Genomic DNA, 25489 nt, shown 5'->3' with positions numbered 1-25489 from the left:
TTTTTATACCTGTACAACCACCGCACAGCGTCTAGCCCTGCGAACGCACACCTTGGGACAGGCTGAACATAAACAGCAGCAGATCCTGATCCGGACGTACTGCCTGGGTCGCTCGCGCCTGAGGCGGCAATGGGCAATAACCCAGTTGCTCGTTCAGGGTGATGACCTGGGGGCTGGCTTCCTGCCAGGCCGCCGCCGCGAGCGAGGCCACGCTAAGCGCGGTCACCAGAAAAAAACCTCGTGCGATTTCTAGCTTCATCACTGCAACCTCTTGATAGCGCTGCCAAACGCTGTGTAATTACCCTAGATCATGGACAACCGCAGCAGTGCCTTTGGCGACCGACGGCTATGTTTGTTTCCCATTACAGGATCGTCCTGATCCCCTCACACACCACTCGACAGCCAGCCTTCGAGCGCGCGCCGGTGAATTGGTTCAACCCCAGACCAACCAAGGATTGGCCACGCCAACACTCAGGCCTGCGGTAACAGCCTCAGGGTCACTTTATTGCCCAACCGCATCAGTACTGGGCGCACTAGAACCCATGGCTTTAAAACTGCCTACAGCCGGCCAACCCTCTACCAGCACAGCGCAGGCCGCGTGGTAAAGCACATCCAAGTGAGGTCAAAACAAGAAGCGGCAATGCTGAACAGCAGCACAGCGCGGATTGACAGGCTCCAGTCCGGGAGCAGGCATCACACAAAGCAATTGGCGTACCGCTTTGCCGCGCAGGACTGTTATAGCCGAGAAAAATGAAAACCCCGTGACAGGCACGGGGTTTTCTTTACAGCGTGCAAGCCATCTGGCGATGGCCTGCCGGGAGCCGGGCTGGCTTACATCATGCCGCCCATGCCACCCATGCCGCCCATGTCTGGCATACCGCCAGCGGCCGGCTTGTCGTCAGCCACTTCAGCAATCATCGCTTCGGTGGTGATCATCAGGCTGGCGATGGAGGCAGCGGCCTGCAGCGCAGTACGGGTGACCTTGGCTGGGTCGAGAATACCCATGTCGATCATGTCGCCGTAGGTGTCGGTCGCGGCGTTGAAGCCGTAGTTGCCCGAACCTTGCTTGACCTTGTCGACCACTACGCTCGGCTCGCCGCCGGCGTTGGCCACGATCTGACGCAGCGGCGCTTCAACAGCGCGGCGCAGCAGAGCGATACCAACGTCCTGATCGGCGTTGTCGCCTTTCAGCTCGCTGATGGCTTGCAGCGAACGCACCAGCGCCACGCCACCGCCAGGTACCACGCCTTCTTCAACGGCTGCACGGGTAGCGTGCAGGGCGTCTTCAACGCGGGCTTTCTTCTCTTTCATTTCCACTTCGGTGCCGGCACCGACCTTGATCACCGCAACACCGCCAGCCAGCTTGGCCAGACGCTCTTGCAGCTTCTCTTTGTCGTAGTCGGAGGAAGTGTCTTCAACCTGCTTGCGGATCTGCGCAACACGGGCTTCGATATCCACCTGCGCGCCAGCGCCGTCGATAACGGTGGTGTTTTCCTTGCTCAGGATCACGCGTTTGGCGTTACCCAGGTGCTCCAGGGTCGCGCTCTCCAGGCTCAGGCCAACTTCTTCGGAGATCACGGTACCGCCGGTCAGGATGGCGATGTCCTGCAGCATGGCCTTGCGGCGGTCGCCGAAGCCCGGTGCCTTGACGGCAGCGACTTTGACGATGCCACGCATGTTGTTCACCACCAGCGTTGCCAGGGCTTCGCCTTCAACGTCTTCAGCGACGATCAGCAGCGGACGGCCGGACTTGGCAACAGCCTCCAGAACCGGCAGCAGCTCACGGATGTTGGAGATTTTCTTGTCAACCAGCAGGATCAGCGGGCCATCTAGTTCGGCGACCATGGTGTCCGGCTTGTTGATGAAGTACGGCGACAGGTAGCCGCGGTCGAACTGCATGCCTTCTACGACGGACAGTTCGTTTTCCAGGCCCGAGCCTTCTTCAACGGTGATCACGCCTTCTTTACCAACTTTTTCCATGGCTTCGGCAATAATGTCGCCGATGGAGTTGTCGGAGTTGGCGGAGATGGTGCCAACCTGGGCAATCGCCTTGGTGTCCGCGCACGGCTTGGACAGGGCTTTGATTTCTTTAACGATGGCGATGGTGGCTTTGTCGATACCACGCTTCAGGTCCATCGGGTTCATGCCCGCAGCGACGGCTTTCAGGCCTTCGTTGACGATGGCTTGAGCCAGAACGGTGGCGGTGGTGGTGCCGTCACCAGCCGCGTCGTTAGCCTTGGACGCAACGTCCTTGACCAGCTGCGCGCCCATGTTTTCGAACTTGTCTTTCAGCTCGATTTCTTTGGCAACGGACACGCCGTCCTTGGTGATCAGCGGAGCGCCGTAGCTCTTCTCGATCACCACGTTGCGGCCTTTCGGGCCGAGGGTGGCTTTTACTGCGTCAGCCAGAACGTTGACGCCGGTGAGCATTTTCTTGCGGGCGGAATCGCCGAATTTAACTTCTTTAGCAGCCATGATGGTTATTCCTTGATTCGTTCAGATAGAGCGGAATTCGTAGCGACGGAGCGCTGAAATCAACCTTCAACGACAGCGAGGATTTCGCTCTCGCTCATTACCAGCAGGTCTTCACCGTCAACTTTGATGGTGTTGCTGCCGGAGTAAGGGCCAAACACCACTTTGTCACCGACTTTAACGGCCAGAGCACGCACTTCACCGTTGTCCAGCACGCGGCCAGTACCTACCGCCACGATCTCGCCCTGATTCGGCTTCTCGGCAGCGGAACCTGGCAGCACGATGCCGCCTGCGGTTTTCTTTTCTTCTTCGCTGCGACGGATTACGACGCGGTCATGCAGAGGACGAAGCTTCATTGTCGATCTCTCCCAATAGGTGGTTTATCGGCCGGTGCAGTCACCGGCGGGTTAGCAAAGTCCGGCGGGGCCGGTAGCGCTGCGCCAGGCGTAGCGCTGAAGTCTGTTCTGCCTGAATGGCAGAAAACCTTGCGGTGTCCGCTACATAAGGGCGTGCAAGGGGATTTCAAGGGCTGCCGGTGAATTTTTTATTCATCCACCGGCACAGCGATGGGTGCGCAGACAAGCCACAACTCCAGCAGATGGGCTCAGTCGCGGCGCTCGTACTCGCCTTCCAGCACCTGGGGGCGGGTTTGTCCGGAACGGGCGGCCTGGTCGTCATAGAAGGCGCGCTGGCGCATGGCCTGTTCGGCGGCGCGCTTGCGCACCTGTCCCACCAGCAAGCGCCGAGTGAAGGGGATCAGGCAGAGCACACCGAAGATGTCGCTGATAAAGCCGGGCAACAGCAACAACCCGCCCCCGACGGCAATCAGCAGGCCTTCGAGCATTTCCTGCTCGGGCAACTCGCCACGGGCCAGTTTCTCCCGCGCGCGCCAGGCCGTGGCAACACCGGCGACACGCAGCAGGATGCTGCCGAGAATGGCGGTGCCAATCACCAATAGCAGGGTCGGCAACACACCAATGGCGCTGCCCACCTGAATCAACAGCGCCAGCTCGATGATCGGGAACAGCAGAAACAAAAACAGAAACGCACGCATCACAGGGTCCTTAACGGAAGATCAGCTTCCAGTAAGTAAGAAGTATGGGGTGTCGGGCTGAATTCAAGCTGAAGCCTGACCGTCGGTCGGCCAGACCTCGGCGCGGGCCAGTGCCACCAGGGCCTGACGCACTTCAAGCGGACTGTTACAGGATGTTGGAAAGGCCAGCCAATACAGACTCTGGCCGATACGCAGGTGGAAACCCTCACTGTCGATACCGACCAGCTCAGCCGGCGCATGGCGAGGCAAACCGGCCAGCTCGACATAGTGAGCGATGGCCTTGGCATGATCGCTGTTCATGTGTTCGAGCATGCTGACTTCACTGTCGCCGGCAAAGGCATTGGCCAGCGCCACCTGCTCCAGCCAGTGAATCGCGCCAAAACCACCGATATAGCGCCAGCGCACCGGTTCCAGTCGCCAGAAGTCGAAGTCATGGGCCTGGTGATAACCGCGTGACTCGGGGAAATAGCGGTAATAGCGCTGCGCGGCCGCCTCGACCTGCTCTGCATCATCCAGCGGCCGCGCCTCAGCCAGCAGGGTCAGGCGGCCGACGGCTTGAACATCCTCAGCACCGCGCTCGCCCACCAGCAGCGAGCATTTACCGTCCTGCTTGAGGTTATGGGTGTGCTGGGCAATGCGGCTGATCAGGATCAGCGGATAACCGTCAGCATCCAGGCAATAGGGCACCACTGATCCGAAAGGGAAACCCGGCATCGCCTTGGAATGGGTGCTGAGCACGCCCCGGTATTCCTTGAGCAGCAATTCTCGGGCATGCTTGCCGGCTTTCACGCTCACCTTATGACTCCTTGCATAGAATCCGTCACAAACGGACAGGCACTTAGGTTACCGCGCCAGCAAGGCTCTACGACACCATTTGAGGGGAATCGCGATGCAACTTACAGACAAGGTCATCATTATCACCGGTGGCTGCCAAGGGCTTGGCCGTGCCATGGCCGAATACCTGGCCGGCAAAGGTGCCAAGCTGGCACTGGTCGACCTGAACCAGGAAAAGCTCGACGAAGCTGTGGCCGCCTGCAAAGCGCTGGGCGTGGAAGCACGCTCTTACCTGTGCAACGTCGCCAATGAAGAACAAGTGACCCAGACCGTGGCCCAGGTTGCCGAAGACTTCGGCGCCATCAATGGTCTGGTCAACAACGCCGGTATCCTGCGTGATGGCCTGACCATCAAGGTCAAGGATGGCGAAATCACCAAGCTGAGCCTGGCCCAGTGGCAATCGGTGATCGACGTCAACCTGACCGGCGTGTTCCTCTGCACCCGTGAAGTGGCGGCGAAGATGATCGAGCTGAAAAACGAAGGCGCGATCATCAACATCTCCTCCATCTCCCGTGCCGGCAACATCGGTCAGGCCAACTACTCCGCCGCCAAGGCCGGTGTAGCCGCTGACACCGTGGTCTGGGCCAAGGAGCTGGCGCGTTATGGCATCCGTGTGGCCGGCGTGGCCCCGGGCTTTATCGAAACCGAAATGGTTGCCAGCATGAAACCGGAAGCGCTGGAGCGCATGACCTCGGTCATCCCGCTGCGCCGCATGGGTAAACCGGCCGAGATCGCTCACTCGGTGGCTTATATCCTAGAAAACGACTATTACACCGGTCGTGTTCTGGAGCTGGATGGCGGTCTGCGGTTGTAATCCGCTAGATCGAGCACTCCGCCAACAAAAAGCCCCGCAAACGCGGGGCTTTTTTATGCGACTAAGACCTTACCAACCCACGCCAAAACCCAGGCTATAACGGGTTTCGTCCAGCTCGCCTTCCGAGCCGCTAACCAGATCCTTCTCCGCCTTCATGTTCAGCGAGGCCCAGTCGGTCAGCTTGTAGCGCAGGCCCACAGCGGCATCCAGGGTATAGTCGGCCGCGTTGGCCAGTGGCTTGCCCACTTCGCCATCGCTGAACAGCTCGACGCTCTTGCCGATCAGGTAACGGTTGTAGTCCCACTTCATGCTGACGGCGTAGAAGTTGTCATTCTCGCCATTGGCATATTCGTAGTCGGTGCGGTTGAGCAGTCCGGCCACGGAGAAGGCACCCAGCTCGTTATCCCAGAACTGATAACCCGGACCGGTACCCACGGTGCGCTGGCGGCGCAGGTCTTCGATGCGGTCACGCTTGTATTCCAGGCGCCCCTGCCAGAACCACTGCTCAGTCAAGAAGCGGTCCAGGGCATATTCCACGCCCCAGTTATCGGTACTCAGTACATCATCGCGCAGCTCGCGGTTGTATTCGGCTTGTCCATTGTGTCGCCACAGCCCATGCCGGGCCTGGGTTTTCAGGCGCACGTCGTAATCGTCGGTGTCGCGCTCGGCGCGCTTGTAGTCCAGCGCAGCATCGATATTGCCCTTCCAGACAAAATCCTCGATCAGCGGCTTGGGTTTGAGAATCTGCTGAATGCTGGCCAGCTCGACGGTTTTCGGCGCTTCGCCATTGGCCAGGGTGACTTTGCCAGGCTCGGCCGGTTGCAGGGCTTTGGCCCGCTCACCGCTGGTGGCACTTTCCTTGACCAGCAATTCTTGATCGCTCTCCAGGGTCGCGATCTTGTTCCAGTCCAGGGCAATGGCACCGCCGTAGTCGGTTTCCAGCAGCAGCTTGCCGCCGTCGAAAAACTTGATCTTGCCGGTCAGGCGATCGCCGTTCTTCAACCAGACGGTATCGGCCAGCGCAGAGGTTGCAGTCGCACAAAGGGCCAGGCACAGCAGGGTTCTGGAAAACATAGGCAAGGCTTGTCTGTCTCAGGTTCACGGAAGGCCGGGCATTATCCGTATGCACGACACTAGAGCAAGCACTGACCGACAGAATCACCGTGAGTTCAGCTTTTCTCCTGTACGGGGCGGTTACCAGCCCACGCCAACACCCAACAGGTAACGCCGCTCGCTGCTGGTTTGGCCAAGCCCGCGCGCCATATCCAGCTCGTAGAGCAGCGACAGCCGCGCCCAGTCATTCAGGCGGTAACGCAGGCCCACCTCACCGTCGAGCACGTAGTCGATCTGCTCGATTTCCGGCACCTGCAATTCGGCATTGCTGTACAGCTCCAGCCGCGTACCCCAGAGCAGACGCTTGTAATCCCACTCCAGCGAGTAGGTGTTGAAGTCCAGCTCGGCCGTACTGCTGCGCAGTTGCAGGCGATTGAGCTGAACAATCATGTCAAAACGCCCCAGCTCGTTATCCCAGAAGCGGTAACCGGGCCCCGTGCCGATGCTGCGCTGGCGGGTAAAAAAGGCAAAATCGTCTTCGTCATGCTCGCCCCCGGCACGCCAGAACCAATGATCGGTAATGAAGCGGTCGAGGTCGTACTCCAGTTGCCAGTTGTCAGCGGTTTTCACATCGTTTTTGACTTTGCGCTCCAGCTCGCTGCTGAGCACATGTCGCCAGCGGCCGTGCTCGACGCGGGTATTGCCCTTGAGCTTCCACTCATCGGTTTCGTTGTCATCGCGCTTCATGTCCAGCTTGGCGTCCAGGTTGCCCTCCCAGACCCGATCACGCAGCACCGGACGCGGCGGAATCAAACGATTGATACTGGCCAGAGGAATGGTCTGGGTGCTGGCATTGACCACCCGCACCATGCCTTTGCCGGCCGCCTCCAACTGTTTGCTGTGTTCACTGTCGAAGCCCTGGCGGCGTACAAGCAGAGGTTTATCGGAGCGCAGGGTGTCGATATCCTTCCAGGCGATCAGTACCTGCCCGGCGTACTTGGTTTTCAGGGCCAGCTTGCCGCCATCGAGCAGGATGATCTCGCCACTCAGGCGATCTCCGTTGTTCAGCCACACCGTATCCGCCCACGCAGGCGCGGCTAGAGCAAGAACCAGAGAACACAAAAGAGTACGTAGCAGCATGATGGGAAAGCCGGATAGCGAGCCAGAACAGGGATCGAAGCATGCCGCGCCAGGCCAGCCGACAGCAAGCCAGGCCGAACGCCGCACAGCGCTTTATGCGGTGCTGGCGCAGATACCAGCCGGCTGCGTGGTGAGTTACGGCCAACTGGCTGCATACGCAGGCTTAGGCCGCGCCGCGCGCTGGGTCGGGCGCACCCTCAGCCAACTGCCGGACGGCAGCACCCTGCCCTGGCACCGGGTCATTGCCGCCGCCGGGCGCCTCAGTTTGCCCGCAGGCAGTCTGTCCGGCGCGGAGCAACGCAGCCGTCTACGTGAGGAAGGCGTGCAAATCCATAACGATCGGGTGGATATGCTGCGCTACGGCTGGCGCCCAATGGAGCACAGCGGGTAGGGTCTGTTGCCGTTTTATCGCGACCGCGCCGGAGACTGTTTTAGCGCGAGGCAAGGCACGAGAGGCGAAGTTTGGTCGTTCAAATGAGCCGTCGAGAAATGCCGCATCGCGCTAAAACAGGCCCGGCCCTGCGGGTTGCGCGCAAAATCTCGCCATGCGGTGTTGGAGGACTTGGCAAGGGAACGCCATTTCCTGCGTCCTCCGCCTAGCCTGGCGAGATTTTTCGCGGCAACGCGGCTTGCGCTAAAACGGTAACAGACCCTAGAGTGCGCCCTTTATTAGGTCAATCTCAGGCTGATACCCCTTCAATGCCCCGTAAAAGCTGGCGCGATGCCATTGCTGCCTACTCAAGCCCCTCGACACTGGTGCTGCTGCTGCTGGGGTTCGCCGCCGGCCTGCCTTATATGCTGGTGTTTTCCACCCTGTCGGTCTGGTTGCGCGAGGCCGGTGTAGCCCGTGAAACCATCGGTTTTGCCAGCCTGATCGGCCTGGCTTACGCCTTCAAATGGGTCTGGTCGCCACTGCTCGACCAATGGCGTCTGCCGCTGCTCGGCAAACTTGGTCGGCGCCGCTCTTGGTTGGTGTTGTCGCAGGTACTGATTGCCATTGGCCTGGCCGGCATGGCCCTGTGCGACCCGCAAACCCATCTGACCTGGCTGATTTCCCTGGCGGTACTGGTGGCCTTCGCGTCTGCCACTCAGGACATCGCCGTCGATGCCTACCGCCTGGAAATCGTCGATGACACCCGCCAGGCCGCACTGGCCGCCAGCTACATGGCCGGCTACCGGGTCGCCGCACTGCTGGCCACCGCTGGCGCGCTGTACTTCGCCGAAGGCTTTGGCTCCACCGCCCTGCTCTATCAGCATGGCGCCTGGGCCGGCACCTACCTGCTGTTCGCCCTGTTGATGCTGCCAGGCCTGCTCACCAGCTTGTGGATGCGCGAACCTGATGTGCCGCTGCGCACCCAGCTGGCTGCTGCACGTTATGGTTTCAGCCACCAGATTGCCTCTGTGGTGGTGCTGATCGTGTTGCTGGTGTCCGTACCGGCAATGTTTACCCAGTTCTACAACACCGACTTCGCCAGCCTGGTCAACGGCGAGGCCAGCCTGCTCGACCTGCTGCTGGAAGATCGCGCCTTCCTGCGTGCCCTGCTCTACACCATCCTGACTGCCATGTGCCTGTCGTCCATGGGACGCCGTGGCCTGGCGCCTGTGCTGACGCCGGTGAATGACTTTATTCTGCGTTACCGCTGGCAAGCCTTTCTGCTGCTGGGACTGATTGCCACCTACCGCATGTCGGACACGGTGATGGGCGTAATGGCCAACGTGTTCTACATCGACCAAGGCTTCACCAAGGATCAGATCGCCAGCGTCAGCAAGCTCTTCGGCCTGGTCATGACCCTGATTGGTGCAGGCTTCGGTGGTTTGCTGATCGTGCGTTTCGGCATTCTGCCGATCCTGTTTATCGGCGGCGCAGCGTCAGCCGCGACCAACCTGCTGTTCCTCATGCTCGCCGGCATGGGCGCAGACCTGCAGATGCTGATCCTTACCATCTCGGCTGACAATTTCAGCGCGGGTCTGGCCACTGCGGCCTTCGTCGCCTACCTGTCGAGCCTGACCAACCTGAAGTTCTCCGCCACCCAGTATGCCCTGCTCAGTTCGATCATGTTGCTGCTGCCTCGCCTGATCGGTGGCTACTCCGGGGTGATGGTGGAGAAGCTCGGCTACGCCCAGTTCTTCCTGGCCACCGCACTGCTGGGCATCCCGACACTGATTCTGATTGTGCTGCAATGGCGGCGTGAGCGCGGGCAACTGCGCGATGCAACAGCGACAATCGAACAACAATAAGAACTCACCCAATGGCATATCAGGCGCAATGGCAGGCGTCTTGCTGGTAATTGATATGCAGATAAGGACACATCATGGCCGCCACCGGCAGTAACACCCGCAACACCTCGCCATCAGACGACTTCAACAGTTGGTGGCAAACCCAGGGTAAGTGGGTCGAAGAACCCAATGACCGCCGCGGTGGCCAGAGCGGTGTGCAACGCATCACCGTGCAAGGGCAGTTGCTCTATGCCAAAAGGCAGGCGGGACACACTTACCGCAGCCTGCAATACCCCCTGGGTCGACCCACCGTACTGCGTGAACGCGATGCGCTGCTCAATGCGGCAAAAGCCGGGGTCGCCGTTCCAGAAATCGTTTACTGCGGCGCAGAGCGCGGGGCCGATGGTTGGCGAGCGCTGCTAGTAACCAAGGCGCTAGAAGGCTTTCTGCCTCTCGATCAGTGGTATCTCGAGCATCCTCGCGAGCACTGCGACGAAACCCAGCATCAGCAATTGCTGCAAGGCATCGCCGAATGCCTGGCCAAGTTGCATACAGCCCGCCTGCAACACGGCTGCATGTATGCCAAACATATCTTTGTGCGCATACAGGAAAGCAACTGCGAGGTTGCCCTGCTGGATCTGGAAAAGGCTCGCCGTCGCCTCAATCGCAAGCAAGCGGCCCTGCATGACATGCTTCAGTTGCGCCGCCACTCACCGTGGCACGAGGGTGATTGGCAGTTTCTGATCAATCACTACCAGACCGCCATGGGGCAGCCCTTCCCCCGGCTTTGCGGAGCACGCCGCCCCTGAGGGCGGCGCTACCTCGACACTCGGGGCTCAACCCGCCTGCTGCACCAAATGCACCACCCGCTGCGGGAACGGGATGCCGATACCGGCCTCACTGAGGCGCTCCTTGGCCTGTTCGGTAAAGGCAAAGGTCACTGGCCAGAAATCCGCCGTAGCCACCCAGACGCGCAGCGACAGGTTGATCGCGTTATCCCCCAACCCAGTGACAAACACCACAGGCTCAGGGTCGCGGTGCACCCGCGGGTCAGCGGCAATCTTCAGCAGCACTTCGCGGGCCTGTTTGATATCGCTGGAATAATCGATCCCCAGGTTGATATCAACGCGCCGTTTGTTCTCGCGTGAATAGTTGGTGATATGCCCGTTGGACAGGCTGCCATTGGGCACGATCACCACCTTGTTGTCGCCGGTTTTCAGGGTGGTGTGGAAGATCTGAATGCTGTCGACACTGCCGGCCACACCCTGCGCCTCGATCCAGTCACCGGCCCGGAACGGCCGGAACAGCATGATCAGCACACCGCCGGCAAAATTCGCCAGACTGCCTTGCAAGGCCAGGCCAATCGCCAGACCGGCCGCACCGATCATGGCAATGAAGGACGTAGTTTCCACGCCGATCATCGACGCCACGCTGATCAACAGCAGCACCTTGAGCACGATACTCACCAGGCTGCCGATAAAGCTGCTCAACGCTCGGTCAACCTGACGCAATGCCAGCAATTGGCCGATGCTGTTGGTGAGTTTGCCAATCAGCCACCAGCCGATCAGCAGGGTGATCAAGGCCAGGGTCAACTTGCCGCTGTACTCCAGCATCACAGGCAACCAGGCCTCCGACACTTTGATCAATTGCTCGACATTCATCTCCATGGGCGACTCCTGTTTCCTGTGCATAAAACGCAACCGCCATGGCAAGCCATGGCGGTCAGATGGATAGAGCTGCTTGCGACGCTACAACGCAGCAAAGGTTCAATCGCGGAAGTTGTTGAACTGCAGCGGCATGCCAAATTCCTTGGCGCGCAGCGCAGCAATAGCCTCTTGCAGGTCATCGCGTTTCTTGCCGGTGATGCGCACCTGCTCGCCTTGAATGGCGGCCTGCACCTTGAGCTTGCTGTCCTTGACGTGGGCGACGATCTTCTTCGCCAGTTCCTTCTCGATGCCCTCGCGCAGAATCACCTCCTGCTTGACGCTCTTGCCCGACGGATAGGCATCCTTGAACTCCAGGCATTGCACGTCGATCTTGCGTTTGACCAGCGCCAGCTTGAGAATCTCGATCATCTGCTCCAACTGAAAATCCGCATCGGCTGTCAGGTTGACAGTCAGCTCTTTCAGTTCAAAGCTACCTTTACCGCGCAGGTCATAACGACGTTCCAGCTCTTTGATGGCGTTGTCGATGGCGTTAGTAACTTCATGTTTGTCCAGCTCGGACACCACGTCGAACGAAGGCATGGGTTTGCTCCAGATAGACGGCGCGCCCTGCATCACGAATGGGACACGCCTGGCTTGACGATAAAAAAACCCGGCCATTATATAGCGGTAGCAACAAACACTGCCCGGCGAAGTATCGGGCTCTTGTGATTTCCCCCTAGCGAGCCTGCCCCATGCCTAACCCCCACCTGAGCATTTTGGTCGTCGATGACGCCAAGTTCTCCAGCGCCATGATCGGGCGCGCCTTGAGCCAGGCGGGCTATCAGGATCTGCGTTTCGCCAGCAGTGCCGCCGAAGCCATCAAACTGCTCGAACAGCGTCCGGCCAGCGTGCTCCTGGCAGACTGGCTGATGCCGGAAATGAACGGCCTGGAACTGACCGTACAGGTGCGCCAGTTCGACGAAATGGCCCACCACTACACCTACGTCATCCTGCTCACCGGCAAGGAAGGCGAAAACGTCCTGGGCGAAGCCTTCGACAGCGGTGTCGATGACTTCATCAGCAAAGCCGCGATGAACGAGCAGCTGGTGCCACGGGTCTATGCCGCCGATCGCCTGTGCAACACCTTGCAGCGCCTGCTGCAGGAAAACCGCCTGCTCACGGAAAACATCGCCAGCCTGGAAAAGCGCAACCTGATCGACCCACTCACAGGCCTGGGCAACAGCCGCTACCTGCACCAGAAAACCCTCGACAGCCTGCGCCAGGTCGAATCCCGTGGCGGTGCGTTGTGTTACCTGCTGATTGGCCTGCAGGACATGCACGAACTGCACCTGCAGTACGGCGACACGTTCTACAACGAACTGCTCACTGGCGTCGCCCGTCGCCTGCAGCAGCTGGTACGGCCACTGGATATTCTGGTGCGCCTGGATGAAAGCCATTTCGGCCTGATTACCCTGCTGACCGACCTGCACGAATGCTCACCGAGCAGCTTCAAACGCCTGCACGACGGCATCAACCTCAAGGCCTTCAAGACCAGCGAAGGCTTTATCAGCCTCAAGGCCGGCATCAGCCTGGTCGGGCTGGACGCCAAGGGCCTGCCCTGCACGCCCGAACAGATCATCAGCCATGCGGAAAAACTGCTGCCCGAGTCACACAGCAGCGGCCGGGTCACTGCCCTGCGCCTGCCCTTGCCTTAAGCGGCAGCGTCTATGTGGCACATTCTCGGTGCGGGTAGCCTCGGCACCCTGTGGGCAACTCGCCTGGCCCGTGCAGGCGTCCCGGTGCAGCTGCTGCTGCGCGACGCTGAACGCCTGCACCGCTACCAGCAGGCTGGCGGCCTGACCTTGATCGAACAAGGCCAGACACAGCACTACCCGATTGCAGCCCAGACCGTGGCGGATACACAACCGATCCAGCACCTGCTGCTGGCCTGCAAAGCCTATGACGCCGCGCCCGCAGTGGCGCAGCTGGCCCCTCGCCTGACGCCTGATGCCGATATCCTGCTGCTGCAAAACGGCCTGGGCAGCCAGGACGAAGTGGCCCGCGTCGCGCCGCAGGCACGTTGCATATTTGCCTCCAGCACCGAAGGCGCCTTTCGTCAGGCTGATTTTCAGGTGGTGTTTGCCGGCCACGGCCATACCTGGCTCGGCGACCCACAGAACATGCAGCCACCGGCCTGGCTGGCAGACCTGCGCCAGGCCGGCATCGCCCACGACTGGAGCCTGGATATCCTCAGCCGACTGTGGCGCAAGCTGGCGCTGAACTGTGCGATCAACCCGCTGACGGTGTTGCACGACTGCCGCAATGGCGAACTGCGCGAGCACCCAGCGCAGCTTGCCTGCCTGAGCGGCGAACTGAGCGAATTGCTACAGCGCTGCGGCCACAGTAACGCCGCCGAAGGCCTGCATGAGGATGTGCTGCGGGTCATCCAGGCCACCGCGCTGAACTACTCCTCCATGCATCAGGACGTCAGCCAGGGTCGCCGCACGGAAATTGCCTACCTGCTGGGCTACGCCTGTCAGGCCGCCCAACGCCATCAGCTGCACCTGCCGCACGTGCATGCCCTGCACACGCAACTGCTGGCCCACCTCGACAGCCGCGGCCTGCCCAGCCACTGAAGCTGGTTGAGGTTTTCCTCGCTTGCACGCACACCGCAACAGCCCCTAACCTGCCTGCACGTTCACCACCACGACCCGCCCTGCCATGCCCCTGCGTCAGCGTCTTGAGAACCTCCCGGTTGGCCGCAAACTGCTGGTCGCCCTTCTGGCCCTGCTGGCCACCGTACTGCTGGTGGCCAACCTGGCCTTTATCAGCGCCGCCTACTGGATCTCCCAGGAAAGCGTCGCCCCGCAAGCCCTGCACACCCTCGGCCGGCTGATTGCCAGCCCGCCGCTGAGCAAACAGGCACTCAGCTCACCGACAACCGCAGAGGCCCTGCTCAAACGCCTGGATGATTACGCGCCCCTGCGCGCGGCAGTGATCTACGACGGCAATGGGCAAAGCCTGGCGCAGCTGCAACGCGGCGACAAACTGCGCCTGCCGCAGCGCATCGAAGAGGTGGAGTCCTGGCGCCATCAGGAGTTTCGCATCAACCAGTTGGTCGAGCTGCCGCAGACTACGGGCAATCCGGGGCACCTGCTGCTGGTGGCCTCCAGCGAGCTGCCGGGGGTGTTCTACACCGGCACCCTGACGGCCAGCGGGGTGATTCTCGCCCTCAGCGTACTGCTCTGGCTGATCGTCTCGCGCCAGGTGCGGCGCCTGATCACCCGTCCGATCCGCCGCCTGGAAGAACTCTCGCGTCAGGTCACCCGTGAAGAGAACTACGCCCTGCGCGCCCGCCGCGGTAACGCCGACGAGATCGGCAGCCTGGCCGATGCCTTCAACACCATGTTGATCCGCATCGAAGCCCGTGAACAGCAACTCAAGCGCGCCCGCGACGACGCTCAGGAGGCCTTCGACCAGGCCCAGCACCTGGCCGAAGAAACCCGTCACTCCAACCGCAAGCTGGAGCTGGAAGTGCAGGTGCGCAGCAAGATCGAGAAAAAGCTCACCGGCTTTCAGAACTACCTCAACAGCATCATCGACTCCATGCCCTCGGCGCTGATCGCCCTCGATGAACAGCTCTACGTCACGCAGTGGAACCAGGAAGCCAGCAGCCTCTCCGGCACGCGCCTGGACGAAGCGCTGAACCAGCCCATCTTCCTCGCCTTCGCGCCGCTCAAACCCTTCCTGCCGCAACTCAAGCGCACCGTTGAACAGCATCAGGTGGAGAAGATCGAGCGGGTCACCTGGGGCAGCAATGAACAGCCCCGCCACTTTGCCCTGACCTTTTACCCATTGAGCGGCGGCAGCGGACGCGGCGTGGTAATCCGTATCGACGACATCACCCAGCGCCTGAATCTGGAAGAGATGATGGTGCAGTCGGAAAAGATGCTCTCGGTCGGTGGCCTGGCCGCCGGCATGGCGCATGAGATCAACAACCCGCTGGGCGCCATCCTGCACAACGTGCAGAACATCCGTCGGCGTCTGTCAGCCGAGCTGGACAAGAACCGCGAGCAAGCCGAACAGGCCGGCATCAGCCTGCAAGCCATCGACCGCTACTTGAGTGCCCGGGAGATCCCGCGCCTGCTCGACGGCATCCAGCAGGCCGGCAGCCGCGCGGCAAAGATCGTCAGCCACATGCTCAACTTCAGCCGCCGCAGCGACCGTCAGTTGGCCCCTTGCAACCTGCCGGCGCTGATCGACCAGGCGGTGGAAATTGCCAGCAACGACTTCGACCTGACCGACAGCTTCGACTTCAAGAGCCTGAGCATTCAGCGCGACTTCGCCGACAACCTGCCCACCGTGCCGGCCACCGCCAACGAGCTGGAGCAGGTGCTGCTCAACCTGTTGAAGAATGCCGCCCAGGCCATCCACCAACGCACCGACAACCTCCAACCCGGGCAGATCACCCTACGCCTGCGCCTGGCATCGCCCTGGGCGGAAATTCAGGTGGAGGACAACGGCGTGGGCATGTCCGAGCTGGTGCGCAAACGCATCTTCGAGCCGTTCTTCACCACCAAGGAGGTCGGCCAGGGCACCGGGCTCGGCCTGTCGGTGTCCTACTTCATCATCACCAACAACCACAAAGGGCAGATGGAGGTGCAGTCCAAGCCTGGCCAGGGCACCTGCTTTACCCTGCGCCTGCCACTCACCGCCAGCCACCTCGACACAGGGCTCTGAACATGGGTTACCGCCTCTCGAAGATTTACACCCGCACCGGCGACGCCGGCGAAACCGGCCTGGCCGATGGCCGCCGCGTGACCAAGGACCACCCACGGGTGGATGCCATGGGCGAGGTGGATACCCTCAACAGCCATATCGGCCTGCTGCTGGCTGAGCTGGCCGAACAGCATGCCAAGTGCCCGGGCCTGGGCGAGATCATCGAGGTGCTCGCGCCCTGCCAGCATCGCCTGTTCGATCTCGGTGGCGAGCTGGCGATGCCGGACTATCAAGCCCTGCAAGCCCCGGAAATCCAACGCCTGGAGGCCGCCATCGACCGTTGGAACGAAGAAGTCGGTCCCTTGGAGAATTTCATTCTGCCCGGTGGCTCACGCCTGATCGCCCAGGCTCACGTGTGCCGCAGCCTGGCGCGCAGCGCCGAGCGCCGCTGCCAGCACCTGAATGCGGTGGAGCCGATTCGCGGCGTCGGCCTGGCCTACGTCAACCGCCTGTCCGATCTGCTGTTCGTCGCCGCACGGCTGATCGCCAAGCGCGAGGGAGTCGATGAAGTGCTCTGGCAGGCGGCTGCCAAAGAAACGCAAAACTAGAGCAGGCTGAGCTGGCTTGCGAAGCTACGCGGCTGACCGGTTAGCGGATCGATAAAGCTCAGTCCCCGAGCCAGCAACTTGAGCGGCTTGCTGTAGTCGTCCGGGGCGTCCGGTGCATCCGTAACCTCGGGGTAGAACGGATCATTGAGGATCGGTGCGCCCAATGCGGCCAGGTGTACGCGCAACTGGTGCTTTTTGCCGGTCACCGGGTACAACCGGTACAGCCAGTGCTCGTCCAGACGCTGGGCAACCTCGATGCGCGTTTCCGTATTGGCCTCCCCGGCCACTTCCTGCATGCGGAAAAACGGCTCAGCGCCCTCCAGCCGCGTCGCCCGCAACAATGGAAAGTCCAGCTGTGGCAGACCCGCCGCCAACGCCTCGTAGCACTTGTCCATCTGCCGCAAACGAAACAGCGCCTGGTACTGACCCCGGCTGGCGCGGTTGGTGGAAAACAGCACCAGGCCGGCGGTGTGCCGATCAATCCGGTGCAGCGGCACCAAGTCGGCATTGCCCAGGCGCTTGGCCAGGCGCGCCTGCAACGTCTGCTCGACGTATTCGCCGGCGGGCATCACCGGCAGAAAATGCGGTTTATCCGCCACCAGCAGGTGTTCATCGACATGCAGCACGGTTTCTTCGAAAGGAATCGGCGTCTCCGCGGGGACCTCGCGAAAGTAATGCACCTTGAGCCCTTCACGATAAGCCGCAGCCATGCCGAGCGGCTGACCCTGTGCGTCCAGCACCCGGCCACGGGCAATCCGCTCCTGCCAGACCTCGGCGGCAATCGCCGGGAAATGCGCGCACAGGCACTCGAACACCGTCGCCCAGTTACCGCGCGGCAAATGCAGGGTGCTGGGGCGCATATTCGAGGGAGAACGGGCATCTACTGACATAAACGCATTCAACCACCAGCGGGCGTAGGGGATGGCTGCAGTGACAGGCGAAACAGCGCCGCCAGCAAATCCGACTGACTGACGATGCCCAGCAACTGGCGGTGCTCATCGACCACCGGCAGTTGGTGCACATCAGCATCAGTAAGCGTCTGCAACAGGTAAGTCACTGGCCACTCAGGGCGACAGGTCGGTGCCTGACGGCGCATGCAACTGCTCACCGTCGCCTTCTCGGGTTCAGCCAGCAGCACATCATGCAGTCCCAGCATGCCCTGCAACTGCCCTGCGGCGTTGAGCACCGGCAGGGCACTGAGGCGATGCTCATGCAGCTTGGTGCGCGCATCGGCAAGGCTGGCCTGCTCGCTCAAGCTCAGCACATCGCGGGACATGATGTCGGCGCAGCGCACCTCGCCAAAACGGCGCTGATAGGCCCGTGCTTCGGTTTGCAGGAGGATTTCTTCCAGATCTTCGCGGGAGATATCAAGCAACTCACCACGCGCCTTAAGTACCGCATCCAGGTCCGCAGGGGTGAAGCCCAGACGATCACGCGGCAACGGATCACGGGTTTTGTGCACATTGCCGTGCTCCAGCGGACGATGCGGGTACTGACGGCGCAGGGCGTTATTGAACAGCAGCGCGATCAGCAGCAAGCCGATGGAGTTCAGCCCCACGGGGTAAAGGGCGAAGTGATAGCCCAGCTGAGCCACTTCCGGCCCGGCCAGCACGGCCGTCAGCGCCACGGCACCACCTGGCGGATGCAGGCAGCGCAGGGCGAACATCGCGGCAATCGCCGCACCACCGGCCAACGCGGCTACCCAGGCGTGGTGGCCGAGCCAGGTCGCGCAGGTGACACCTACCAAGGCAGAAATCAGGTTGCCGCCGAGGATCGACCAGGGCTGGGCCAACGGGCTGGCAGGCACGGCAAACAGCAGCACCGCCGATGCGCCCATGGGCGCAATCAACCACGGGCTGGCACTGCCCAGCACCTCATGACAGAGCCAGCCGCTGAACAGCAGCCCCAGTACTGCGCCAACACAACTGAGCCCGCGCTCACTCAGGCTGACCGCCATGGGTGCCGGCCAGAAGCCCTTCAACCACGCCTTGATGCCTTGCACCGTCAACTACCCACCCGTCACGCACCATTTAAGGGCGCGACTATAACGCCCTTTGCCCTGCACCGGCAGCTACTGCGGCCAGAACGCGCGAATCCCGGCCACGCCCTGAGCCCCCGCCTGCCAGGCGCGCTCCACATCGGCCGGGGTCACACCGCCGAGCAGGTAAGCTGGCTGGTTGAACCCCTGCAACAACTCGGTTACCTGCGCCCAACCCAGCGGCTGCGCATCGGGATGGGTTTGGGTGGCTTGCACCGGTGACAGGGTGATGAAATCCACGCCCATTTGCGTGGCCAGCTCCAGCTCCTGCGCCGAGTGGCAGGACGCCGCCAGCCAGCGCTGTGGCGGAAACGGCCGCCCTGCCGCACTCAACTCGCGCAACTGCTGTGCCGTCAGGTGCCAACCGGCAGCGGGAAAGTCGCCCAGCCACTCCAGCGGCCCCTTGAGCATCAGCTGCGCCTTGCCCGCACAGAGACCGAGGGCATCCACAGCCAGGTCGCGGTACTGCGCATCGAACATCGCTGGCGCACGCAGCTGCAACAGGCGGATGCCGCTCTTCAGCGCAGCCTGAATACCGCGCAGCAACTCAGGCCCACTCAACCCTTCCGGGGTGATCAGGTAACGCTCAGGCAGGCGCGCTGCCGCCACGATAGGCCGGTTGGCCGCCGGAAACTCATAGTCGCCCAGTTCCCGCGGGCTGACCCAGGCCAGCGGCTGACCCTCGGCACCATGCGGCTCACCGCTAAACGCCGAAACCTCCCAGACATCCAGCAGCACCTGCTTGTCCGGGTAATCGTGGCGCACCTGAATCAACGGCCGCGCAGCGCTGGGACGAATACCTAGCTCCTCCTCCAGCTCGCGGGCCAAGGCAGCCTGCACCGTTTCAGCGGCCTCGACCTTACCGCCGGGAAACTCCCACAGGCCGCCCTGATGCTTATCATCAGGACGCTTGGCGAGCAGAATCTGCCCGTCGACCCCGCGAATCACCGCTGCGGCTACATGAATACGTTTCACGCCAGATGTTCCTCCTGGGCAGCTTGGTACCAGCGCTGAAACGCCGGCCACTGATAAATCGTTGCGACATAGGCACTGGCGTCCGCCGGCAGTGCCACCTGGTAACTGCGCAAACGCGCGGCTACCGGGGCAAAAAAGGCATCCGCCAGGGTGGGCTGGCCAAACAGAAAGTCGCCGCCCTGTGCAAAGCGCTGCCGGCACTCGGCCCACAGCGCGCAGATGCGCTGAATATCGGCCAGCGCATCGGCCGGGATCTCAGGCAAAGCTTGAGTGCGTTTGAGGTCCATCGGCAAGTGGCTGCGCAGCGCGACAAAGCCGCTGTGCATTTCCGCGCAGGCACTGCGGGCCAACGCGCGAGCATCGCGCGCGGCTGGCCACAGCTGGGCCGCAGGGAAGCGCTCGGCCAGGTACTCGGCAATCGCCAGCGAATCCCAGATCGCCCCGTCCTCACTGAGCAGCAACGGCACCTTGCCGCTCGGCGAATGCTGCAAAATCCGCGCGCGGGTGTCAGGCCGGTTCAGGGTTATAAGCTGTTCGCTATAGGGCTCACCGGTCAACTCCAGGGCCAGCGCCGCACGCAGCGACCAGGACGAATAGGTTTTATCGCCGATAACCAGAGTAAGTGACATGGGCTGCACTCGATGTGGGAAGGTCAAATGACCTTAAAAGGCGACTGGCGCAATAGCAAATTCCCGTTGTTCATGAAGGCATGAACAACGGGAATGCTGGCCGTCAAACAGCCGGGACGTGGCCGATCAGGTGCGGTATTCGGCGTTGATCTTCACGTATTCGTGGGACAGGTCGGTGGTCCAGATGGTCTCACTGCACGCGCCGCGGCCCAGCTCGATGCGGATGGTGATTTCTTCACGGGCCATCACCGCAGCGCCCTGCTCCTCGGTGTAGCTGGCCGCACGGCAGCCCTTGCTGGCGATGCACACTTCACCGAGGAACACGTCGATCTTGCTCACGTCCAGCTGCGCCACGCCGGCGTAACCGACGGCAGCAAGGATGCGCCCCCAGTTTGGGTCGGAAGCGAACAGCGCGGTCTTGATCAACGGCGAATGAGCCACGGCATAGGCCACATCCAGGCACTCCTGGTGCGTGCCACCGCCGTTGACCTGTACGGTCACGAACTTGGTCGCGCCTTCACCATCACGCACGATGGCCTGCGCCACTTCCATGAAGACCTCGAGCACCGCCTGCTTGAGTTTGGCGAACAGCTCACCGCTGGCTTCGCTGATTTCCGGCAGTTTGGCCTGGCCGGTGGCAATCAGCATGCAGCAGTCGTTGGTCGAGGTATCGCCATCGATGGTGATGCGATTGAACGATTTGTTCGCTGCGTCGCGCACCAGGTCCTGCAGCACGCTGCGTGCGACCTTGGCGTCGGTGGCGATGTAGCCGAGCATGGTCGCCATGTTCGGGCGGATCATCCCAGCACCCTTGCTGATGCCGGTCACGGTGACGGTTACGCCATCGTGCTGGAACTGGCGGCTGGCACCCTTGGGCAGGGTATCGGTGGTCATGATGCCGGTGGCGGCTTCGGCCCAGTGGTTTTCGTCCAGATCATCGAGTGCGGCCTGCAGAGCGCCTTCGATCTTCTCCACCGGCAGCGGCTCGCCGATCACCCCGGTGGAGAACGGCAGTACCGCGCCCTCATCCACACCGGTCAGTTTGGCCAGCGCCGCGCAGGTACGCGTAGCATTGGCAAGGCCCGGCTCGCCGGTGCCGGCGTTGGCATTACCAGTGTTGGTCAGCAGGTAACGCACGCCGCCCTGAACACGCTTCTTGGCCAGAATCACCGGTGCGGCGCAGAACGCATTGAGGGTGAACACCCCGGCTACGGTGGAGCCTTCGGCGCAGCGCATCACCACCACATCCTTGCGCCCTGGACGCTTGATGCCCGCCGAAGCGATGCCCAATTCGAAACCTGGAACTGGGTGCAGGGTAGACAACGGGCCAAGACCAACAGCCATAGCGAACGCTCCTTAAGGCGGTAATACATCTGAATGCGATGGTAAAACGCCGCGAGCGGCCAGACCGTTCGCGGCGTTAATCAAGCGGGGTCAAGCATAGCCAACGTCACTGTCGGCTCAACCCTCGGTACACGACAGGCTTAGTTGACCTGACCGTGGCAGTGCTTGTACTTCTTGCCGGAACCGCACGGGCACGGCTCGTTACGGCCGATCTTCGGCTCGGTGCGAACGGGTGCGGTAGCCACCGCCAGGTCACCCTCTTCCTCGCTGGCTTCCGGCAGCAGGGCCGAAGCCTCGGCATGCTGGAACTGCATACGTTCGGCCAACGCTTCGGCTTCGCGGCGCAGACGGGCTTCTTCTTCGGCCGGATCTTCGCGGCGCACCTGCACATGCGACAAGACACGGATGGTGTCGCGCTTGATCGACTCCAGCAGCTCCTGGAACAGGGTGAAGGACTCGCGCTTGTATTCCTGTTTGGGGTTCTTCTGCGCATAACCACGCAGGTGGATACCGTGACGCAGGTGGTCCATGGTCGACAGGTGGTCTTTCCACAGGTCGTCCAGCACGCGCAGCAGAATCTGCTTCTCGAAGGTACGCAGGGCCTCGGCGCTGGCTTCGTTTTCTTTCTCGTTATAAGCCTTGAGCAACTCGTCGAGGATGCGCTCGCGCAGGGTTTCCTCGTACAGCTTGTCGTCTTCGTCGAGCCACTGCTGAACCGGCAGACGCAGGTTGAAGCCGCTGTACAGCGCATCTTCCAGGCCGGCGATATCCCACTGCTCTGGCAGCGACTGCGGGGCAATGTGCTCGTTGATGGTGTTATCCAACACTTCCTGACGGAACTCGGCGATGGTTTCGCCGATGTTGTCGGCCGCCAGCAACGTGTTGCGCATGTGGTAGATCACCTTGCGCTGCTCGTTGGCCACGTCGTCGAATTCCAGCAACTGCTTACGCATGTCGAAGTTACGCCCTTCAACCTTGCGCTGGGCTTTTTCGATGGCGTTGCTGACCATGCGGTGCTCGATGGCTTCACCGGACTGCATGCCCAGGGCCTTCATGAAATTCTTCACCCGATCGGAGGCGAAGATGCGCATCAGGTTGTCTTCCAGCGACAGGTAGAAGCGGCTGGAGCCCGGGTCACCCTGACGGCCGGCACGGCCACGCAGCTGGTTGTCGATGCGGCGCGATTCATGACGCTCGGAGGCAATCACATGCAGACCGCCGGCTTCGATTACCTGCTGATGACGCTTCTGCCAGTCGGCCTTGATCTGCGCGATCTGCTCAGGTGTGGCGTTCTCCAGGTTGGCCACTTCAACTTCCCAGTTACCGCCCAGCAGGATGTCGGTACCACGACCGGCCATGTTGGTGGCGATGGTCAGCGCACCCGGACGACCAGCCTGGGCAATAATCTCGGCTTCCTTCTCGTGGAACTTGGCGTTGAGCACCTTGTGCTCAATACCTTCCTGATTGAGCAGCTTGGACATGTGCTCGGAGGTTTCGATGGTGGCCGTACCGACCAGCACCGGACGGCCCAGGGCCATGCTTTCCTTGATGTCGGTGACGATGGCCGCGTACTTCTCGTCCGCAGTCAGGTAGACCAGGTCGTTGAAGTCCTTGCGCGCCAGAGCACGGTTGGTCGGGATGACGATCACCGCCAGACCGTAGATCTGATGGAACTCGAACGCTTCGGTATCCGCTGTACCGGTCATACCGGACAGTTTGGTGTAGAGGCGGAAGTAGTTCTGGAAGGTGGTCGAGGCCAGAGTCTGGCTCTCAGCCTGGATCGGCAGGCCTTCTTTGGCTTCGATGGCCTGGTGCAGGCCCTCGGACAGACGACGACCCGGCATGGTACGGCCGGTGTGTTCGTCAATCAGCAGCACCTGATTGTTCTGCACGATGTATTCGACGTTGCGGTGGAACAGTTTGTGCGCACGCAGGCCCGAATACACGTGAGTCAGCAGGCCCAGGTTGTGCGCCGAATAGAGGCTCTCGCCTTCGGCCAGCAGGCCAACTTCGGTGAGCATTTCCTCAACGTACTGGTGACCGGCTTCGTTCAACTCGACCTGACGGGATTTCTCGTCAACCTTGTAGTGACCTTCCTGAGTCACCACGCCCTCTTCTTCCTCGATGTGCAGCTTGAGGCGCGGAATCAGCTTGTTGATCTCGGTGTAGAGGCGCGAGCTGTCTTCAGCCTGGCCGGAGATAATCAGCGGGGTGCGTGCTTCGTCGATCAGAATGGAGTCAACTTCGTCGATTACGGCGAAATTCAGCTCGCGCTGGAATTTTTCTTCCAGGCTGAAGGCCATGTTGTCGCGCAGGTAATCGAAGCCGAATTCGTTGTTGGTACCGTAGGTAATATCGGCCGCATAAGCACTGCGTTTTTCTTCCGGCGGCATAAACGGAGTAACAATGCCCACCGAAAGGCCGAGGAATTCATACAGCGGACGCATCCAGTTAGCGTCGCGGCGGGCCAGGTAGTCGTTGACCGTTACCACGTGCACACCCTTGCCGGACAGTGCATTGAGGTACACCGCCAAAGTCGCCACCAGGGTCTTACCCTCACCGGTACGCATCTCGGCGATCTTGCCTTCGTGCAGGGTCATACCGCCGATCAGCTGCACGTCGAAGTGACGCATGCCCATCACCCGCTTGCCCGCTTCACGAGCGACTGCGAAGGCTTCGGCCAGCAGTTGGTCAAGGGTTTCGCCTTTGGCCAGACGGGCTTTGAACTCCGCCGTCTTAGCACGCAATTGCTCATCGGACAAAGCAAGCATCTGCTCCTCGAAGGCATTGACGGCCTGAACCGCCTTGAGCATGCGTTTGACTTCACGCTCGTTCTTGCTTCCAAAGAGTTTCTTCAACAAAGGCGCAAACATATCGACAGGATCTTCCAGGCGTATGGATTGAGGGGCACCGAACAGCGACCCATGCAGCCTTCATGGCTGCGTGCGAAGCGGGCATTCTACTCGGAAATGCGAATGAGGAAAGCTACGTTATTCGACGTCGCTCACGCGGGCGATATAGCTGGCTGGATTGACCAGGCGCCCCTTCTTGCTGACCTCGAAATGCACATGGTAGCCACTGGCGCGGCCACTACGACCGACCCGCGCAATGGTCTGCCCGCGCTGTACCAGATCACCGATTTGCACCAGATTGCTCTGATTGTGCGCGTATAGCGTGGTGTAACCATCGGCATGGCTGATTTCCACGGTATGTCCGTAACCGGAGCGATTACCGGAAAAACTCACCACGCCTGCGGCCACTGCCACCACATCACTACCCGGCTTGGCGGCAAAATCGACGCCCTTGTGCTGAGTGTTGCGCCCGGTCAGCGGGTGCACACGACGGCCAAAGGGCGAAGACATGTATCCATGACGCACCGGCATGCCGGACAGGTACTCGGCCTCGTTCAACTGGCGCTCGCCGATCAGTTGCTCAAGCACCTCCAGCAGCTGCTCGCGGCTGTCCAGACGCAGACTGAGTTGATCCAGCTCATCCATGAACGGTGGCGGCGCATAAGCCGCGTCACCCAGCGCATCCTCGGCACCACCCTGGCCCACGTTGAGGGAGAAGTCGAATTCGCTGGCATCCAGATCCGCCAGCTCGGTGAGCCGCGCACCCAAAGCATCCAGACGGGTCAGACGGGCCTGCAATTCGGCCACGTGTACCGCGAAGGCATCCAGTTGACGCTGGGCATCGCGCCGCACCTCGCCGACTTCGGCACGTTGCTGATCGAGCACCTGATTGAGTTGTGTGTCGTCATGCACCGCTACGGTCGCCGGTGCCCACCAGGCACCCACAGCGACCCCGCCGCCCAACGCGGCCGCCAGGGACAGGACGAACGCCAACAACAGCCAACGCAAGTCCAGGCTAAGCGAACGCGCAGCACCGTGGTGCCGACTGAGTAAGATAATCTGCACGGCCTTCCCCTCGTGGTGAAGCGTCAGTC

24 protein-coding genes are annotated in these 25489 nt (G+C 61.3%); 8 read left to right on the top strand and 16 right to left on the bottom strand.

What is annotated here, in order from left to right; all coding sequences use genetic code 11:
* Nucleotides 1–31: 31 nt before the first annotated feature.
* From ACSQ17_RS14790 to ACSQ17_RS14770, 5 genes are all read right to left on the bottom strand, one after another.
* Complete coding sequence (locus ACSQ17_RS14790) at nucleotides 32–259, bottom strand: hypothetical protein (protein ID WP_436069423.1); 228 nt, start codon at nucleotides 257–259, stop codon at nucleotides 32–34.
* Between the two features lie 572 nt (nucleotides 260–831).
* Nucleotides 832–2475 carry a chaperonin GroEL gene (groL, locus tag ACSQ17_RS14785; RefSeq protein ID WP_436069422.1) on the bottom strand — a complete coding sequence of 548 codons (1644 nt, stop codon included), beginning with the start codon at nucleotides 2473–2475 and terminating at the stop codon, nucleotides 832–834.
* Between the two features lie 59 nt (nucleotides 2476–2534).
* Nucleotides 2535–2828, bottom strand: coding sequence for a co-chaperone GroES (locus tag ACSQ17_RS14780; RefSeq protein ID WP_436069421.1), 294 nt, complete (start codon nucleotides 2826–2828; stop codon nucleotides 2535–2537).
* Between the two features lie 248 nt (nucleotides 2829–3076).
* Nucleotides 3077–3526, bottom strand: a complete 450-nt coding sequence (locus tag ACSQ17_RS14775) for an FxsA family protein (RefSeq protein ID WP_257777147.1) — start codon at nucleotides 3524–3526, stop codon at nucleotides 3077–3079.
* 63 nt (nucleotides 3527–3589) lie between these two features.
* Nucleotides 3590–4321 carry a HugZ family protein gene (locus ACSQ17_RS14770; RefSeq protein WP_436069420.1) on the bottom strand — a complete coding sequence of 244 codons (732 nt, stop codon included), beginning with the start codon at nucleotides 4319–4321 and terminating at the stop codon, nucleotides 3590–3592.
* Nucleotides 4322–4415: 94 nt separating this feature from the next.
* Between ACSQ17_RS14770 and ACSQ17_RS14765 the strand changes: the two genes are divergently transcribed.
* A complete protein-coding gene (locus tag ACSQ17_RS14765) occupies nucleotides 4416–5174 on the top strand; it encodes an SDR family oxidoreductase (RefSeq protein WP_436069419.1) in 759 nt (252 codons plus the stop codon).
* Nucleotides 5175–5243: 69 nt separating this feature from the next.
* On the opposite strand, the gene ACSQ17_RS14760 is transcribed toward ACSQ17_RS14765, so the two are convergent.
* Entirely contained in the window at nucleotides 5244–6248 is a 1005-nt protein-coding gene (locus ACSQ17_RS14760; protein ID WP_436069418.1) for a DUF481 domain-containing protein, read from the bottom strand.
* A 120-nt stretch (nucleotides 6249–6368) separates the two neighbouring features.
* Nucleotides 6369–7367: a DUF481 domain-containing protein gene (locus ACSQ17_RS14755; RefSeq protein ID WP_436069417.1), complete on the bottom strand. Its 999-nt coding sequence runs from the start codon at nucleotides 7365–7367 to the stop codon at nucleotides 6369–6371.
* Nucleotide 7368: 1 nt separating this feature from the next.
* Here ACSQ17_RS14755 and ACSQ17_RS14750 point away from each other — a divergent pair, with 1 nt between their 5' ends.
* The 3 genes from ACSQ17_RS14750 to ACSQ17_RS14740 all read left to right on the top strand — a co-directional run bounded on the left by ACSQ17_RS14750 (nucleotide 7369) and on the right by ACSQ17_RS14740 (nucleotide 10393).
* Entirely contained in the window at nucleotides 7369–7758 is a 390-nt protein-coding gene (locus ACSQ17_RS14750; protein ID WP_436070490.1) for an MGMT family protein, read from the top strand.
* A gap of 308 nt (nucleotides 7759–8066) precedes the next feature.
* Nucleotides 8067–9605 carry an AmpG family muropeptide MFS transporter gene (locus ACSQ17_RS14745; protein WP_436069416.1) on the top strand — a complete coding sequence of 513 codons (1539 nt, stop codon included), beginning with the start codon at nucleotides 8067–8069 and terminating at the stop codon, nucleotides 9603–9605.
* A 74-nt stretch (nucleotides 9606–9679) separates the two neighbouring features.
* The gene (locus tag ACSQ17_RS14740; RefSeq protein WP_436069415.1) at nucleotides 9680–10393 is read left to right on the top strand and encodes a lipopolysaccharide kinase InaA family protein; all 714 of its coding nucleotides are present in this window, start codon (nucleotides 9680–9682) and stop codon (nucleotides 10391–10393) included.
* A gap of 27 nt (nucleotides 10394–10420) precedes the next feature.
* Here the strand turns inward: ACSQ17_RS14740 and ACSQ17_RS14735 are convergent, their stop codons facing one another.
* Together ACSQ17_RS14735 and ACSQ17_RS14730 are read right to left on the bottom strand one after the other, a co-directional pair.
* Entirely contained in the window at nucleotides 10421–11251 is an 831-nt protein-coding gene (locus tag ACSQ17_RS14735) for a mechanosensitive ion channel family protein (protein WP_436069414.1), read from the bottom strand.
* 99 nt (nucleotides 11252–11350) lie between these two features.
* The gene (locus ACSQ17_RS14730) at nucleotides 11351–11830 is read right to left on the bottom strand and encodes a YajQ family cyclic di-GMP-binding protein (protein WP_436069413.1); all 480 of its coding nucleotides are present in this window, start codon (nucleotides 11828–11830) and stop codon (nucleotides 11351–11353) included.
* A 152-nt stretch (nucleotides 11831–11982) separates the two neighbouring features.
* Here ACSQ17_RS14730 and ACSQ17_RS14725 point away from each other — a divergent pair, with 152 nt between their 5' ends.
* The 4 genes from ACSQ17_RS14725 (at nucleotide 11983) to ACSQ17_RS14710 (ending at nucleotide 16557) form a co-directional block, all read left to right on the top strand.
* Nucleotides 11983–12945 carry a response regulator gene (locus ACSQ17_RS14725; RefSeq protein ID WP_436069412.1) on the top strand — a complete coding sequence of 321 codons (963 nt, stop codon included), beginning with the start codon at nucleotides 11983–11985 and terminating at the stop codon, nucleotides 12943–12945.
* Between the two features lie 12 nt (nucleotides 12946–12957).
* Complete coding sequence (locus tag ACSQ17_RS14720; RefSeq protein ID WP_436069411.1) at nucleotides 12958–13866, top strand: putative 2-dehydropantoate 2-reductase; 909 nt, start codon at nucleotides 12958–12960, stop codon at nucleotides 13864–13866.
* An 85-nt stretch (nucleotides 13867–13951) separates the two neighbouring features.
* Nucleotides 13952–15970 carry a sensor histidine kinase gene (locus tag ACSQ17_RS14715; RefSeq protein ID WP_436069410.1) on the top strand — a complete coding sequence of 673 codons (2019 nt, stop codon included), beginning with the start codon at nucleotides 13952–13954 and terminating at the stop codon, nucleotides 15968–15970.
* 2 nt (nucleotides 15971–15972) lie between these two features.
* Nucleotides 15973–16557 carry a cob(I)yrinic acid a,c-diamide adenosyltransferase gene (locus ACSQ17_RS14710; RefSeq protein WP_436069409.1) on the top strand — a complete coding sequence of 195 codons (585 nt, stop codon included), beginning with the start codon at nucleotides 15973–15975 and terminating at the stop codon, nucleotides 16555–16557.
* Here ACSQ17_RS14710 and ACSQ17_RS14705 read toward each other — a convergent pair.
* The 7 genes from ACSQ17_RS14705 to ACSQ17_RS14675 form a co-directional block, all read right to left on the bottom strand.
* Nucleotides 16554–17447, bottom strand: coding sequence for an RluA family pseudouridine synthase (locus ACSQ17_RS14705; RefSeq protein ID WP_436069408.1), 894 nt, complete (start codon nucleotides 17445–17447; stop codon nucleotides 16554–16556). The two genes, ACSQ17_RS14710 and ACSQ17_RS14705, sit on opposite strands and share 4 nt — an antisense overlap.
* Nucleotides 17448–17455: 8 nt before the next feature.
* Nucleotides 17456–18559 (bottom strand): HPP family protein, encoded by a 1104-nt coding sequence (locus tag ACSQ17_RS14700; RefSeq protein ID WP_233684510.1) that lies wholly within the window; start codon nucleotides 18557–18559, stop codon nucleotides 17456–17458.
* 69 nt (nucleotides 18560–18628) lie between these two features.
* Nucleotides 18629–19570, bottom strand: a complete 942-nt coding sequence (locus ACSQ17_RS14695; protein ID WP_436069407.1) for a Nudix family hydrolase — start codon at nucleotides 19568–19570, stop codon at nucleotides 18629–18631.
* Nucleotides 19567–20199: a glutathione S-transferase family protein gene (locus tag ACSQ17_RS14690; protein WP_436069406.1), complete on the bottom strand. Its 633-nt coding sequence runs from the start codon at nucleotides 20197–20199 to the stop codon at nucleotides 19567–19569. The genes ACSQ17_RS14695 and ACSQ17_RS14690 overlap by 4 nt, the downstream gene beginning before the upstream one ends.
* Nucleotides 20200–20325: 126 nt before the next feature.
* Nucleotides 20326–21543: a bifunctional glutamate N-acetyltransferase/amino-acid acetyltransferase ArgJ gene (gene argJ, locus ACSQ17_RS14685; protein WP_436069405.1), complete on the bottom strand. Its 1218-nt coding sequence runs from the start codon at nucleotides 21541–21543 to the stop codon at nucleotides 20326–20328.
* 140 nt (nucleotides 21544–21683) lie between these two features.
* Nucleotides 21684–24416 carry a preprotein translocase subunit SecA gene (gene secA, locus ACSQ17_RS14680; RefSeq protein ID WP_436069404.1) on the bottom strand — a complete coding sequence of 911 codons (2733 nt, stop codon included), beginning with the start codon at nucleotides 24414–24416 and terminating at the stop codon, nucleotides 21684–21686.
* Between the two features lie 117 nt (nucleotides 24417–24533).
* On the bottom strand, nucleotides 24534–25460 hold the full coding sequence (locus ACSQ17_RS14675) for a M23 family metallopeptidase (RefSeq protein ID WP_233683768.1): 927 nt from the start codon (nucleotides 25458–25460) through the stop codon (nucleotides 24534–24536).
* Nucleotides 25461–25489 lie beyond the last annotated feature (29 nt).

The sequence above is a fragment of the Pseudomonas sp. LjRoot71 genome (assembly GCF_964253255.1).
GTDB lineage: Bacteria > Pseudomonadota > Gammaproteobacteria > Pseudomonadales > Pseudomonadaceae > Aquipseudomonas.
Note: the sequence above shows the minus strand (reverse complement) of the source record. Positions and strands in the feature narration are given on the sequence as shown.

What these genes read in the sequence shown, in the direction of transcription:
- ACSQ17_RS14720 (WP_436069411.1), top strand. Translation starts at nt 12,958, where the DNA reads ATGTGGCACATTCTCGGTGCGGGTAGCCTCGGCACCCTGTGGGCAACT.
- ACSQ17_RS14690 (WP_436069406.1), bottom strand. Translation starts at nt 20,199, where the DNA reads ATGTCACTTACTCTGGTTATCGGCGATAAAACCTATTCGTCCTGGTCG.
- ACSQ17_RS14750 (WP_436070490.1), top strand. Translation starts at nt 7,369, where the DNA reads ATGGGAAAGCCGGATAGCGAGCCAGAACAGGGATCGAAGCATGCCGCG.
- ACSQ17_RS14740 (WP_436069415.1), top strand. Translation starts at nt 9,680, where the DNA reads ATGGCCGCCACCGGCAGTAACACCCGCAACACCTCGCCATCAGACGAC.
- ACSQ17_RS14745 (WP_436069416.1), top strand. Translation starts at nt 8,067, where the DNA reads ATGCCCCGTAAAAGCTGGCGCGATGCCATTGCTGCCTACTCAAGCCCC.
- argJ (WP_436069405.1), bottom strand. Translation starts at nt 21,543, where the DNA reads ATGGCTGTTGGTCTTGGCCCGTTGTCTACCCTGCACCCAGTTCCAGGT.
- ACSQ17_RS14765 (WP_436069419.1), top strand. Translation starts at nt 4,416, where the DNA reads ATGCAACTTACAGACAAGGTCATCATTATCACCGGTGGCTGCCAAGGG.
- ACSQ17_RS14755 (WP_436069417.1), bottom strand. Translation starts at nt 7,367, where the DNA reads ATGCTGCTACGTACTCTTTTGTGTTCTCTGGTTCTTGCTCTAGCCGCG.
- ACSQ17_RS14705 (WP_436069408.1), bottom strand. Translation starts at nt 17,447, where the DNA reads ATGTCAGTAGATGCCCGTTCTCCCTCGAATATGCGCCCCAGCACCCTG.
- ACSQ17_RS14725 (WP_436069412.1), top strand. Translation starts at nt 11,983, where the DNA reads ATGCCTAACCCCCACCTGAGCATTTTGGTCGTCGATGACGCCAAGTTC.
- ACSQ17_RS14715 (WP_436069410.1), top strand. Translation starts at nt 13,952, where the DNA reads ATGCCCCTGCGTCAGCGTCTTGAGAACCTCCCGGTTGGCCGCAAACTG.
- groL (WP_436069422.1), bottom strand. Translation starts at nt 2,475, where the DNA reads ATGGCTGCTAAAGAAGTTAAATTCGGCGATTCCGCCCGCAAGAAAATG.
- ACSQ17_RS14760 (WP_436069418.1), bottom strand. Translation starts at nt 6,248, where the DNA reads ATGTTTTCCAGAACCCTGCTGTGCCTGGCCCTTTGTGCGACTGCAACC.
- ACSQ17_RS14710 (WP_436069409.1), top strand. Translation starts at nt 15,973, where the DNA reads ATGGGTTACCGCCTCTCGAAGATTTACACCCGCACCGGCGACGCCGGC.
- ACSQ17_RS14775 (WP_257777147.1), bottom strand. Translation starts at nt 3,526, where the DNA reads ATGCGTGCGTTTCTGTTTTTGTTTCTGCTGTTCCCGATCATCGAGCTG.
- ACSQ17_RS14780 (WP_436069421.1), bottom strand. Translation starts at nt 2,828, where the DNA reads ATGAAGCTTCGTCCTCTGCATGACCGCGTCGTAATCCGTCGCAGCGAA.
- ACSQ17_RS14735 (WP_436069414.1), bottom strand. Translation starts at nt 11,251, where the DNA reads ATGGAGATGAATGTCGAGCAATTGATCAAAGTGTCGGAGGCCTGGTTG.
- ACSQ17_RS14730 (WP_436069413.1), bottom strand. Translation starts at nt 11,830, where the DNA reads ATGCCTTCGTTCGACGTGGTGTCCGAGCTGGACAAACATGAAGTTACT.
- secA (WP_436069404.1), bottom strand. Translation starts at nt 24,416, where the DNA reads ATGTTTGCGCCTTTGTTGAAGAAACTCTTTGGAAGCAAGAACGAGCGT.
- ACSQ17_RS14790 (WP_436069423.1), bottom strand. Translation starts at nt 259, where the DNA reads ATGAAGCTAGAAATCGCACGAGGTTTTTTTCTGGTGACCGCGCTTAGC.